Below are 12,464 nucleotides of genomic sequence, written 5' to 3'. Positions count from 1 at the left end.
CAAGTGTCCCAAGGAAAAGACAGTCAAAAACAGTACCGATCAAGCAGCGCTGAAACCTTGTCCAGCACACTCAATCAGCCCGCACGCTGACCATCCAAACACCCTGTTGAGTTCTCAAACAACACGCACTAATCAGATCTGAAACTTCTTGGAAGTTCCTCTCCGACCGGAGCGGCTCCAGTAACTTACCAGACCGGTTTTCGGGCCGTTTTGGCCCCCCGATCGATTCGTTCGGAGTTTTACCCTTTTGGTTCTGGGCCAGGGCCTTTCGGCTTTCCTGTCCGTTTCCCCCTCGGGCAAAGACAAATTTACGGTACTTGGAAACGGGGTTCGCAAGGGGGGTGCGTGCTCGGCGCCACACCCTTGCGAACTCCACGTTTCCGCAGGTCAATCCGCAATCAGGGCTAGCGCTTGCGGCGTTTGCCCCTGGCTTCCTCTTCTTTCGCGACCCTTTCGAGCACTTCGGCGCGGCGTTCCCTGCGCTCGGCGAGGCGTTCGTCGGCGCCCTTGCGGTCGCTGATCTCGAAGCGGGCGTCCGTGCCGCGGGGCGCGACGGTCGCGACGATGTTCGGGTCAGTCGGCTGCCACTCGAATTCGTGGTCGGCGATGCGGACGAACGAGCCGGGCACCGCGCCTTCCTTCACGAGCGCGTCCTCGACGCCGATGGTCGCGAGACGGTCGGCGAGGTAGCCCACCGCTTCCTCGTTCTCGAAGTTGGTCTGGCCGATCCAGCGCTCGGGCTTGCTGCCGGTCACGATGAACTCGACGTCGCCCTCGAAGGCCGGCTTCACACGCTTCACCTTGAAGCCGGAGTCGTCGATGGCGGCCGGGCGGATCACGGTGCGGGTCGTCTCGACCGGCGGCTGCGCCTCGCGGAACTCCACCACTTCCTTGGCGAAGGCGAAGTTGAGCTCCTTCAGCCCTTCGCGGCTGACCGCGCTGACCGCGTAGACGGGCCACCCGTACTTCTCGAGATCGCCGCGCACGTAGTCGGCGAGCTCGCGTCCGTCCGGGACGTCGATCTTGTTGAGGACGATGATGCGGGGCCGGTCCGCGAGGCCGCCGTACTCGGCGAGCTCGTGCTCCAGGGCGTCGATGTCGGAGACCGGGTCGCGGTCGGACTCGAGGCTGGCGCAGTCGACGACGTGCGCGAGGACCGCGCAGCGCTCGATGTGCCGGAGGAACTGGAGGCCGAGGCCCTTGCCGGTCGCGGCACCCGGGATGAGGCCCGGGACGTCCGCGATCGTGTAGGTGGTCTCCCCCGCCGACACGACACCGAGGTTCGGGGTCAGCGTCGTGAAGGGGTAGTCGGCGATCTTCGGCCGGGCGGCCGACATCGCGGCGATGAGCGAGGACTTGCCCGCGGAGGGGAAGCCGACGAGGCCGACGTCGGCCACGCTCTTGAGTTCGAGCACGACCGAGAGCTCGTCGCCCGGCTCGCCGAGTTCGGCGAAGCCGGGGACCTTGCGCTTGGAACTGACGAGGGCGCGGTTGCCTCGGCCGCCGCGGCCGCCGTGGGCCACGGTCACCTCGGCGCCGGCCCCGGTGAGGTCGGCGAGGATCTCGCCCTCGGAGTAGATGACGGTGCCGTTGGGCACGGACACCCGGATGGAGTCGCCGTTGGCGCCGTCCCGGTTGGACCCGGCGCCCTGCCTCCCGTTGCCGCCCTGCAGGCGGGTCTGGAAGTGGAAGTCGAGCAGGGTGTGCACGTTCGGGTCTACGACGAAGACCACATCACCCCCGTGGCCGCCGTTGCCGCCGTCGGGTCCGCCGAGCGGCTTGAACTTCTCACGGTGGACCGACACACAGCCGTTGCCACCTTTACCGGCAATGACCTGGAGATTCACGCGGTCTACGAAACTTGTCACCGTCCAAGCGTAGCCACCTCGGGGACCCCGGGAGTCGGAGCCTGCGGCACATGCTAAAGTTTCTCCTCGTGCGAGGGACACCGGCGTGAAAGCGCGGTGAAGCCTCAAACATCATGCGCCGCTAGCTCAACTGGCAGAGCAGCTGACTCTTAATCAGCGGGTTCGGGGTTCGAGTCCCTGGCGGCGCACCACACAAGAGGTCCTGGTCACAGGGCCTCTTTTTGGTTCTCCGGAAAGCATGGAAAAGGGCCCGGCGGGCCTCTCGGCCGCCGGGCCCTGCTGCTTACGTCAAGTCGGCGAACAGGTCGCCGCTCTGGGTGACGAGGTCTTCCATCGCCGCCGTGGCAGCGGCCTCATCGACGTCCTCGCCCTCCCACAGCGTCGAGGAGACGTAGACGACGAGGCTGCCGACTGCGACGTTCAGGTAGAGGGATTTGGTGCCGCTGGTGGTGCTCGTGTAGAAGCTGCCGGCGTCGCCGTACTCGGTCCACTCGCTGAACTCGTAGTTGGAGTCGGTGCCGTAGTACTCGGCGTCCAGCTCGACCCAATCCACGGCGCCTGCGGCGTCCTCGTAGTCGTTGATCCGCATATTGACGCCGGTCACCGCTTCGTTGTAGAACGCGCAGGACAAGGAGCCGAGTCCGTTGGTGCTGGTCTCGGTCCGGGAGGTCTGATCGGGGTCGACCGGGCCAAAGGCCTCCTCGAAGGCGGTCATGTCGAAGGCGTCGCAGGCTTCCGAGACCAGCCCGGTGGCCGGGGCGTCGCCGCCGTCGTCACCACCGTTGTCGTCACCACCGTTGTCGTTGCCGCCGTCATCGCCGCCGGTGTCGCCGCCCTCGTCGGTGCCCTGGGTCGTGTCGGTGCCGTCGCCGCCGCTGCCCTCGTTGTTCGATCCCTGCGTGCGCTGCACCACGAGCAGGATCACGGTCATGATGATGATGAGGACCGTCAGCACCGCTCCGCCGATCAGCCACAGGTTGTTCTGCTGCGGCTGCGGCGGCTGGCCGCCGTACTGCGGCGTCGGATAGCCCGGCTGCGAGGGGTAGGTCATCTGCTCGGCTCCATAGGGATCGTTCGTGCGTCGACCTCACTCTAACGCCGCTCGTCCAGGCCTGTTCGCCCGGAGTTTGCCAGCGGGGGCGGCCTGCGGCGGTCCCCCGGTGCCTAGACTGGGCGCGTATCCGGCCCCGGCGATCCCGATTGGTCCACTATGGCGAATGTCTTCCACGTGCATCTCAACGAGCTCAACGAGCTTCTGGTCGAGATGGCCCGCAGGGTCGGCGACGCGGTCGAGCAGGCCGGCGCGGCGCTGCTCGAGACCGACGTCGCCGCGGCCGAGGCCGTGGTGGCTGCGGACGATCAGGTCAACGCGCTGCAGTTCCAGGTCGACGACCGGATCGTGGAGCTGATGACGCAGTACGACCCGGTGGCGACGGACCTGCGGTTCATTCTCGGGGCCGTGCGGATCTCGGTCGACCTGGAGCGGATGGGCGACCTGGCGAAGCACGTGGCGAAGTCGGTGTTGCTGCGCGCGCCCGTGCCGGTGATCCCCGATTCGCTGCGGGCGGACTTCGCGGCGATGGGGGCCGCGGCGGTGCACCTCTCGCAGAAGCTCGTGACGGTCCTCGAGGAGCGCGACCACCTCCAGGCCTCGCAGATGGGGCTCGACGACGACGAGCTCGACGCGATCCAGCAGCGCATCCACGACCAGTTGCCGAGCCTGGGCTACGGGCCGCAGACGGCGGTGGACGTGGCGCTCCTGGCGCGGTTCTTCGAGCGGTTCGGCGACCACGCGGTACGCATTTCGCACCAGGTGGTGTACCTCGTGACAGGGGATGTTCACCTGGACCGTTCATAACGGTCCGATCACAGCCGGGGTGATACCCGGTAAAACCGCCTGTTCAGAGGGGTGTCCCCCACAGGTCTCTCTTCACTGTTGCGAATCGCGCTCAGTCGTTCACCTTGAGTTCAACTCCAAGTCAGCGGGTGAACACCGGGTCTGGCTTTGATGGTTGCGGACAGTGAAGCAGTAGCCCGGCCGAGCGCCGGGAGACGGAGTAGAGACCAGCTGTGAACATGAAACTGAACCGCAGAGCCATCATCGGCGGCATCACCGCCGGCACCCTCGCGTTCGGCCTGGCGGCCTGCGGCGGCGGAGGCAGCGACGAAGAAGGCGGCTCGGGCGACCTGGCCTCGGGCGAGATCAACGCCTCTGGCGCGAGCTTCCCCGACGCCTTCTACGCTGCGGCCATCGAGGCCTACGCCGAGGTGAACCCCGACCTCATGGTGAGCTACAACTCGACGGGCTCCGGCACCGGCAAGTCCGAGTTCGGCGAGGGTCTGAACGACTTCGCGGGCACCGACTCCCTCGTCGGCGACGACGACGGCGTCGAGGCCGGGAGCTTCCAGTACATCCCGACCGTGGCCGCCCCGATCACGATCTCCTACAACCTGCCCGGCGTCGACGCGCTGCAGCTCCCCCAGGACGTCCTGGCCGGGATCTTCGTCGGCGCCATCACCACTTGGAACGACGCCGCGATCGCCGAGGCGAACCCGGACGCGACCCTCCCGGACACGGCGATCACCCTCGCGGTCCGCTCGGACGGCTCGGGCACCACGACGAACTTCTCGAAGTACCTCGAGGCCTCCGCCCCCGACGTCTGGACCCTCGGTTCGGGCGACACCATCGAATGGCCGGGCAACGCCGTCGCCGGTGAGAAGAACACCGGTGTCGCGCAGGTCATCCAGGACACCGAAGGCGCGATCGGCTACGTCGACCTCGCCGACGCCCTCGAGGTCGGCCTCGTGACCGCCTCCATCGAGAACGCCGACGGCGCCTTCGTCGCCCCGACCCTCGAAGGCGCGACCGCCGCGCTCGACGGCGCCCAGGTCGAAGCCGACCTCTCCTACAACCCGCTGAACGCGGCCGGCGCCGAGGCCTACCCGATCACCGCGCCGACGTACATCCTGATCCGCACCGAGTACGAGGACGCGAACGTCGCCGCCGGTGTCAAGGAGTTCGTCAACTACCTCCTGACCGACGGCCAGGCCCTGGCCGCCGAGAACGACTACGCGGCGCTGCCGACGAGCCTGCAGGAGCAGGCCCTCGAAGCGCTGAACTCGACGATTGCCGACTAGGAACCCCGGATCCGATCACCCCAACGGCCAGCGCGCCGCTGGGGTTTTCGGCCGTTCCACTGACGAGACCGGAGAGAGAACCTTGACCGCTACGGCAACCCCCGAAGCCCCCGCCGAGGTCGACCTCGGCGGCGAGGCCCGCTCCCGTCGGGCCGACTGGGGCTTCCGAACCCTGGTGACCGCGGCCGGGCTGACCGTCCTGGCCGTGCTGGGCCTGATCCTGGTCACGACCTCGCTGCGCGCGGCTCCCGCGTTCCAGGACGAGGGCGTGTTCGGCTTCATCACCGGCACCCGCTGGGCGCCCAACGACGACGTGTTCGGCACCTTCCCGATGCTGTACGGCACGCTGGTCACTTCGCTGATCGCGATGGTCATCGCGGTGCCGGTGTCGATCGGTATCGCGCTGTTCATCACCGAGGTGGCGCACCGCCGCTCCCGCAAGTACATCGTGACCGTGATCGACCTGCTCGCCACCGTGCCCTCGGTGGTGTTCGGCCTGGTCGCGGTGCTGGTCGTGGTGCCCGCGATCACCCCGGCGTACCAGTGGTTCGCCGATCTGGTGGCGCCGGTGCCCGGCCTGAACGCGATCTTCGACGAGTCGAACACGGGTCGCAACTACATCACCGCGAGCCTGGTGCTGGCGATCATGGCGATCCCGATCATCACCTCGATCGCGCGCGAGGTGTTCGCGACGGTGCCCGAGACCGACAAGCAGGCGGCGTACGCGCTGGGCGCGACGCGCTGGGAGATGGTCAAGGGCGCGATCCTGCCGCACTCCTTCGGGGGCCTGGTGGGCGCCTCGATGCTGGGCCTGGGCCGGGCGATGGGCGAGACCATCGCGGTGGCGCTGGTCATCGGCGGTTCGGTGTCCATCGCCGCCAACCTGTTCGAGCCCGGCAACACGATGGCCGCGATCATCGCGCAGCAGTGGGGCGAGTCGAGCGGTCTGCACCAGGACGCGCTCATCGCGATCGGCGTGGAGCTGTTCGCGATCACCGTGATCATCAACTTCCTCGCCCGCGTGGTGGTCCGCCGCGCCGAGATCAAGATGAAGGGGGCCCACTCATGACGAGCCTCAACACCGCCCCGGATCTGACGGGGCGCAACCTGTCGAAGCGGCGGGCGTTCGCCAACCGCACGGCGACGATCCTGATCGGCCTGTGCGTCCTCATCGCGGCGCTGCCGCTGGTGCTGGTCGCGTGGGAGGTCGTCACGCGCGGCGGTTCGGCGCTCAGCCTCGGCTTCCTGACCGAGGAGATCCCGCGGAACTACCGGACCGAGGGTCCGGGCATGGGCCCGGCGATCCTGGGGACGCTCGCGATCACGGGCATGGCGGCGCTCATCGCGATCCCGATCGGGGTGCTGGGTGCGGTCTACCTCAACGAGTACGGGAAGAACCGGCCGTTGGCGCGGTTCATCCGCACGATGGCGGACGTCATGACGGGCGTGCCGTCGATCGTGATGGGCCTGTTCATCTATGTGGCGTACGTGCTGGTGATCGGCGAGAAGGTCGGCTTCGGCGGTTCGCTGGCGCTGGCGTGCCTGATGCTGCCGATCGTGATCCGCTCGGCGGAGGAGATGCTGCGGCTGGTGCCGGACGAACTGCGGCAGGCTTCGGCGGGGCTGGGTGCGCGGAAGTGGCGCACGACGATGAGCGTGGTGCTGCCGTCGGCTTCGTCGGGGATCACCTCGGGGGCGCTGCTGGCGGTGGCTCGTGCGGCCGGCGAGACGGCGCCGATCATCGTGACGGTGGGCCTGACGTACATCTACAAGCCCGACCTGTTCTACGGCGAGAACACGACGCTGGCGGCGCAGATCTACCGGAACGCGACGCAGCCGTTCGCGGCTTCGCAGGAGCGGGCCTGGGGTGCGGCGCTGACATTGATCGCGATCGTCTTCCTGTTCACGGTGGTGTCGCGGATCATCGCGTCGCGGTTCGCCATCGACAAGCGATAGATCGAACACTGGTCTCTCGGCCCCCGCATCGACGATGCGGGGGCCGCTCTGCATGAAAAAGCCCGTCCCAGGTGGGACGGGCCGGGCCACCGGGGGCCCGTTGAGTGGAAATCTGACAAGGATCGTGAGGAGCTAGTACGACTGCGGAGCGGTACTTGCGACGAGGGATCCGCCGCTCAGATTTTCTCCTGCCGCGCCACGACGGCGCGAAAGCCCTACCCGAAGCGGCCGGTTACGTAGTTTTCGGTCCGCTCGTCGCGGGGGGTGGTGAAGATGCGCTGGGTGTCGTCGAACTCGACGAGGACGCCGGTGCGGGTGTCGCTCTGCTCGTTCACCTCGGTGGAGAAGAACGCGGTCTTGTCGGAGACGCGCGCGGCCTGCTGCATGTTGTGGGTGACGATGACGATGGTGAACTGCTTGGCCAGGTCGACCATGAGCTCTTCGATGCGGGCCGTGGCGATCGGGTCGAGGGCGGAGCAGGGCTCGTCCATGAGGACCACCTCGGGCGCCAGCGCGATGGTGCGGGCGATGCAGAGGCGCTGCTGCTGGCCGCCGGAGAGGGCGAGGGCGCTCTGCTTGAGCTTGTCCTTGACCTCGTCCCAGAGGGCGGCCTTCTTGAGGGAATCCTCGACGATGGCCTCGCGTTCGGCGCGGGGGACGCCGTGGATCCGGGGGCCGTAGGCGACGTTGTCGAAGATGGACTTGGGGAAGGGGTTGGCCTTCTGGAAGACCATGCCGATGCGGCGGCGGACCTCGACGGGGTCGACGCCGGCGGCGTAGACGTCCTTGCCGTGGTAGGCGACCGTGCCTTCGACGCGGGCGCCGGGGATGAGGTCGTTCATGCGGTTGAGGGAGCGCAGCAGGGTGGACTTGCCGCAGCCGGAGGGGCCGATGAGCGCGGTGATCTCGTTCTTGGCGACGGTGAAGTCAACGTCCTTGACGGCGTTGTAGGCGCCGTAGAAGACGTTGACGCCGCGGATTTCGAAGACGGTGGGGGCGCTCCGGCCGAGGGGCGCGTGCGGGGTGCCGGGCGCGGTGTTCGCGCCGATGCGGCGGGGGTCGACGGTGCGTCCGAGCGCCGAGTACGACGGGTCGCTCATGGTGTCTCCTTCTGCGCCGGGCAGGTGTGGAAGCGAATGGGCTGCGGCGACTGTAGGCCGGGCGGGTGGCGCGGGGTTCGATCCCGGGTGAACCGGGGGTGAATCCGCGGGCCCGTCTCGGTCTCGTCCGTGACGGTTCGTTTCCGCTCGTCTCGGCGGAAACTGGACGCGGAGCGACGCGGAAGGCGATACTGGCCGGATGAGATTCCTGGTGCGCTTGGTCCTGATGGCGCTGGCGCTGTGGCTGGCCGCGGTGATCGTCGACGGCATCCACTTGTACGGCGACTCGGTGCTGGAGCGGTTCTTCTCGCTGGTCGTGGTGGCGCTGGTGTTCGCGCTGGTGAACACGTTCGTGAAGCCGCTGATCATGCTGATCGGCTGCGCGCTGTACGTGCTGACGCTGGGCCTGTTCGGGCTGGTGGTGAACGCGCTGATGTTCTGGCTGACCGGCTGGGTCTCGGAGAAGCTCTCGCTGGGGTTCTACGTGGACGGTTTCTGGCCGGCGTTCTGGGGCGCGATCATCGTGTGGATCGTGATGTGGGTGATGGACCTGCTGTCGCCGCGGAAGCCGGTCGAGCAGCAGTCGTAGCGGGCATGGCGAACGGGGGCGGCCTGGGCCGCCCCCGTTGTCGCGTCTCGGCCCGTTAGAAGGGCAGTCCGGTCGACGGTCCTGTGGGGATGTCGCGGACGTTGGCGTCGCGCTTGGCGGCCTTGGTGGAGCTCGCGGCGTTGAAGGGCATGGGGCCCTGCGGTCCGGGTGCTTTGCCGAGGCGGCGGCGCATGATGTTGAGGTTGTGCAGTCCGGCGAGCGCGTAGGTGCGGATGCGGGCGAACTGCTTGGCCTTCTTGGCGGTCTTGAGTCGCTCGACCGCCTTGTAGTGGAGTTTCCTCGCGCGGTCGAGGGCCGCGGCGGCTTCGGTGTCGCCCACGGAGACCGGGGCGATCTTCAGCTGGCTGCCGAGGAGCTCGGTCCAGGCTTCCGCGTCGGTCTTGGCCCTGTTTTTTCGGCGGCGCTTGGTCTCGATGACCGATCGCAGGCCGAGGACGGCTGCGAAGATGAGGACGATCGCGACGATTGCGATGAACGCGATGGTAGAGGTTTCAATGGCGTCTTTCATCGTCACCCCCCGTGACCAGTGCTGATGATGTTGGTACGAATATTATTCCATTCCCGCTCCGCATTTGTGAAAGTCCCCCTGGTTCGGGCGTTTTCATGAGGGCCGCACAGAAAAGCCGCGGATCGGGCGTCCTGCGCGAGCGGATTTCCGGTTGAAGGTACCCGTTCCGTGCGAGGCTGAACCGACCCCGTCGCCATATATGCAATAGTGCGCATGTTAGCATTCGAAGGCGGCGGGGACCCCACCGCCGAGGCCCGGTCCGCCGTGCCGGCACCGAGACGAAGGAGACCGCCCTCCATGGGCCACGACCACTCGCACGCAGGAGCCGCGTCGCTCGGCGCACACCACAGGGGCCGGCTCTGGCTCGCGCTCGGCCTCGCCCTCGTGGTGGCGGCCGTCGAGGCGGTGGCCTCCTGGTACACCCATTCGCTCGCGCTGCTCTCGGACGCCGGACACGTCGCCGGCGACGCCCTGGGCATCGCCATGGCGCTGGCCGCGATCATCGCGGTGCGCCGCGCGGGCGGGCGGCCCCGCCGCACCTACGGGATGTACCGGCTCGAGGTGCTCGCGGCCCTGGCGAACACGGTGCTGCTCTTCGGCGTCGCCGGGTTCGTCATCGTGCAGGCCGTGCGCCGCCTCGGCGAGCAGCCCGAGGTGCAGTCCGGACCCATGCTCGCGGTCGCCCTCTTCGGCCTCGCCGCGAACGTGGCGTCCCTGCTCCTGCTGCGCTCGGCCGCCGCCGAGTCGATCAACGTGCGCGGCGCCTACACCGAAGTCCTCGGCGACGCGATCGCCTCGCTCGGCGTCATCGCCGCGGCCGCGGTCATCGCCTTCACCGGCTGGTACGCGGTCGACAGCCTGATCGCCGTCGGCGTCGGCCTGTTCATCCTGCCGCGCGCCTACCGCCTGGGGCGCGACGCGCTCCGGATTCTCCTCCAGCACGCCCCCGTCGGCGTCGACCCGAAGCGGGTCGAAAACGCGCTCGGTGCACTCGAAGGGGTGAAAGAAGTGCACGATCTCCATCTGTGGACTTTGACTTCGGGTATGGAGGTCGCGACCGTCCATCTCGCACTCGATCCGGGCGCCGACCCCGCGGCCGTGCTCGGCGACGCGCAGCGGACGCTGGCAGAACAATTCGACATCGCCCACGCGACGGTCCAGATCGAGCCCGGCAGCGCGGAGGCCTCCTGCGGCACACCGCATTGGTGAAGCGCGGCAGTGCTTCCGTCCGGTACCCGATATTGACGGATAGTCGACGTTTCTCTTGCCACGCAATGGTTAAGCTCTACATCGTCCTGGGGACTCGAATGCTCCTTGGAAGGAGGAGATCCATGTTGACCCACACATGGAGGAAGAGCAGCAGGTCAGGCCCCAACGGGGCCTGTGTCGAAGCCAGGCTCGCGGAAGCGGCCGTGGAGATCAGGGACACCAAGCTGACGGTGAGCCCTGTCCTGCGCGCCAGCCGAGCCGACTGGCGTTCGCTGCGGCGCCCAGCGGCCTTGTGTTTCCTTATGGCGGGGTCGGGGGGCGCCCCCCCCCCCCGGGCCGGCCCCCCCCCCTTGCGTATGCCCTAGAGCGTCTTGAGGTGCTGGGCCTGCTGCTCGATGAACTCCAGGCTCCGACCCGGGTCGAGCGCGGCCGACCGCAGGTAGCTGAAGATCTCGTGGAAGGGCTGCACGTCGGCGCCCTCCTCGTAGACGTCGCCGTTGTGGCCCTCGATGTAGACCACGTCGGGGTGGCGGTAACCCGGGTCGACCTCGCCCTCCAGCGGGCCGAAGCCGAGGATGGTGAACGAGGAGAGCATCCCCGGGTAGGCCCCGCCCTCGAAGGGCAGCACCTGGAGGTGCACGTTCGGGAGCGAGCCGAGCTCGAGCAGGTTCTGCAGCTGGTCGATCATGACCTTCGGCCCGCCGAGGACGCGGCGGATGGCGGCCTCGTCGATGACGTTCCAGATCTTCAGGTCCCCGCGCAGGCGCTGCTGGCGCTCCATGCGCAGGTCGATCCGCTCCTTCATGAACCGCTGCGACTGCTCCGGGACCATCCCGAAGGTGGCCGTTGCGTACTCGCGGGTCTGCAGGAGCCCGTTGATGATCAGGCCGTCGTAGACGTTCAGGCTGGAGGCGTCCTGCTCCAGGCCGATGTACGTGGCGTACGGCGGGGAGATGGTGTCGGAGTACCGCGCCCACCAGCCGCGCTTGCGGCCGTCGCGGGCCAGGCGCACGAGCTCGTCCACGAGTTCGGAGTCCTGGACCCCGTAGACCTCGACGAGGGCCTGGACGTCCCGGGGTTTGATCCCGACCCGGCCGAGTTCCATCCGGTAGATCGTGGAACTGGTGACTTCAAGGGCCGCAGCGGCGTCGTTGGCGTCCTTACCGGACTTCTCGCGCAGGTCCCGGAGGATCTTCCCGGCGCGGCGGCGGCGGACGGTGGGGCTACCGGTTGAAGGCATCGCCTTGCCTCCCAACTTCTTCGGCAGATCGCTCTCAGCGTTGTCGTTCGATGTACCCATTTGACACCCTGATCTCTCCGGATTCGGTGAGGACGCACCGAGTGGTGGGGGACTTCTGGGCCGCTCACCGGGTAACGTCAGCTGTTCTCAAGTGCGGCCCGCCGGCGTCGCCGAGACCGATCGTCCGGGTCTCGCCTGCGCGGCCGCGGGGCGGGAGGAATCGCCACCCGATCCGGTTATACCTCTTGCATCCAAATTCTGCATGTGCAATTCTACTGTACGGAGGGGCTATCCGCCTCCCCTCGACTGTACCGATTCGACACCGCGACTCGGCATCGACCAGGTCATACCGGAGTCGAACGCCCAGAAACCAAGGGCCACAAGCGATTCCAGCCCATCGAAAGACCGGAAAGGCAGCCCGCGTTGCGAAGCCCGTACACACTCGACAACCCCCCGCCGGATGAGCCGCCCAGCGAAGTGCTGGTGCCGAGCCTCTGGCGCGTGCAGGCGCGCTGGTGGAAACGCCACACCCCCGCCCTCGATCAGCGCAGCGCCAGGCACCCCGTGTGCGGGCACTGCAGCCAGTCCTGGCCGTGCCACTCGTGGGCGTGCTGGGACGGCCAGCTCGGCCAGGCCGTCGGCGGCCCGACCGCTCCCCGTTCACTGCCCGAGCCCGGTCCCGCGACCCCGGTCCGTCCCATCGGCGCCGTCGTCGCCGCGGCGAAGTCCTAGCTGCCGGCGCCGCGGGCGGACGCGGCGCCGAAAATCCTTCGATCGAGCCGAAGTTCGCCCCATCCAGCGCGTAGCCTCAGCCCCCGCCGTTCGTTAGACCCTC

The 12,464-nt window shown here is 67.8% G+C and carries 13 protein-coding genes and 1 tRNA gene; 9 read left to right on the top strand and 5 right to left on the bottom strand.

The window, feature by feature from the left end:
- Positions 1-404: 404 nt before the first annotated feature.
- The gene (gene obgE / locus O2L52_RS23390; RefSeq protein WP_270118531.1) at positions 405-1,868 is read right to left on the bottom strand and encodes a GTPase ObgE; all 1,464 of its coding nucleotides are present in this window, start codon (positions 1,866-1,868) and stop codon (positions 405-407) included.
- Positions 1,869-1,983: 115 nt separating this feature from the next.
- Here obgE and O2L52_RS23385 point away from each other — a divergent pair.
- Positions 1,984-2,059 (top strand) — tRNA-Lys (locus tag O2L52_RS23385).
- Between the two features lie 92 nt (positions 2,060-2,151).
- Here O2L52_RS23385 and O2L52_RS23380 read toward each other — a convergent pair.
- Positions 2,152-2,919, bottom strand: a complete 768-nt coding sequence (locus O2L52_RS23380; RefSeq protein ID WP_270118530.1) for a hypothetical protein — start codon at positions 2,917-2,919, stop codon at positions 2,152-2,154.
- Positions 2,920-3,096: 177 nt separating this feature from the next.
- Here O2L52_RS23380 and phoU point away from each other — a divergent pair, with 177 nt between their 5' ends.
- The 4 genes from phoU to pstA all read left to right on the top strand — a co-directional run bounded on the left by phoU (position 3,097) and on the right by pstA (position 6,962).
- Complete coding sequence (phoU, locus tag O2L52_RS23375) at positions 3,097-3,726, top strand: phosphate signaling complex protein PhoU (RefSeq protein ID WP_270118529.1); 630 nt, start codon at positions 3,097-3,099, stop codon at positions 3,724-3,726.
- Positions 3,727-3,944: 218 nt separating this feature from the next.
- Positions 3,945-5,006, top strand: coding sequence for a phosphate ABC transporter substrate-binding protein PstS (gene pstS, locus O2L52_RS23370; protein ID WP_270118534.1), 1,062 nt, complete (start codon positions 3,945-3,947; stop codon positions 5,004-5,006).
- 82 nt (positions 5,007-5,088) lie between these two features.
- On the top strand, positions 5,089-6,075 hold the full coding sequence (gene pstC, locus O2L52_RS23365) for a phosphate ABC transporter permease subunit PstC (RefSeq protein WP_270118527.1): 987 nt from the start codon (positions 5,089-5,091) through the stop codon (positions 6,073-6,075).
- A complete protein-coding gene (gene pstA / locus O2L52_RS23360; protein ID WP_270118526.1) occupies positions 6,072-6,962 on the top strand; it encodes a phosphate ABC transporter permease PstA in 891 nt (296 codons plus the stop codon). The genes pstC and pstA overlap by 4 nt, the downstream gene beginning before the upstream one ends.
- 215 nt (positions 6,963-7,177) lie before the next feature.
- On the opposite strand, the gene pstB is transcribed toward pstA, so the two are convergent.
- Positions 7,178-8,062, bottom strand: coding sequence for a phosphate ABC transporter ATP-binding protein PstB (gene pstB, locus O2L52_RS23355; RefSeq protein ID WP_270118525.1), 885 nt, complete (start codon positions 8,060-8,062; stop codon positions 7,178-7,180).
- 199 nt (positions 8,063-8,261) lie between these two features.
- On the opposite strand from pstB, the gene O2L52_RS23350 reads away from it, so the two are divergent.
- Positions 8,262-8,651 (top strand): phage holin family protein, encoded by a 390-nt coding sequence (locus O2L52_RS23350; protein ID WP_270118524.1) that lies wholly within the window; start codon positions 8,262-8,264, stop codon positions 8,649-8,651.
- Positions 8,652-8,706: 55 nt separating this feature from the next.
- Here O2L52_RS23350 and O2L52_RS23345 read toward each other — a convergent pair whose 3' ends face one another.
- Positions 8,707-9,180 carry a hypothetical protein gene (locus O2L52_RS23345; protein ID WP_270118523.1) on the bottom strand — a complete coding sequence of 158 codons (474 nt, stop codon included), beginning with the start codon at positions 9,178-9,180 and terminating at the stop codon, positions 8,707-8,709.
- A 297-nt stretch (positions 9,181-9,477) separates the two neighbouring features.
- Between O2L52_RS23345 and O2L52_RS23340 the strand changes: the two genes are divergently transcribed.
- Together O2L52_RS23340 and O2L52_RS23335 are read left to right on the top strand one after the other, a co-directional pair.
- Entirely contained in the window at positions 9,478-10,389 is a 912-nt protein-coding gene (locus O2L52_RS23340; RefSeq protein ID WP_270118522.1) for a cation diffusion facilitator family transporter, read from the top strand.
- A 65-nt stretch (positions 10,390-10,454) separates the two neighbouring features.
- Entirely contained in the window at positions 10,455-10,754 is a 300-nt protein-coding gene (locus O2L52_RS23335) for a DUF397 domain-containing protein (RefSeq protein ID WP_333490225.1), read from the top strand.
- Here O2L52_RS23335 and O2L52_RS23330 read toward each other — a convergent pair.
- Positions 10,751-11,629, bottom strand: a complete 879-nt coding sequence (locus tag O2L52_RS23330) for a helix-turn-helix domain-containing protein (protein WP_270118521.1) — start codon at positions 11,627-11,629, stop codon at positions 10,751-10,753. The genes O2L52_RS23335 and O2L52_RS23330 overlap by 4 nt on opposite strands.
- A 423-nt stretch (positions 11,630-12,052) precedes the next feature.
- On the opposite strand from O2L52_RS23330, the gene O2L52_RS23325 reads away from it, so the two are divergent.
- On the top strand, positions 12,053-12,361 hold the full coding sequence (locus tag O2L52_RS23325) for a hypothetical protein (RefSeq protein ID WP_270118520.1): 309 nt from the start codon (positions 12,053-12,055) through the stop codon (positions 12,359-12,361).
- Positions 12,362-12,464 lie beyond the last annotated feature (103 nt).

The organism is Glycomyces algeriensis, assembly GCF_027622855.1.
In the GTDB taxonomy this organism is placed as follows: Bacteria; Actinomycetota; Actinomycetes; order Mycobacteriales; family Micromonosporaceae; genus Glycomyces; species Glycomyces algeriensis.
Note: the sequence above shows the minus strand (reverse complement) of the source record. Positions and strands in the feature narration are given on the sequence as shown.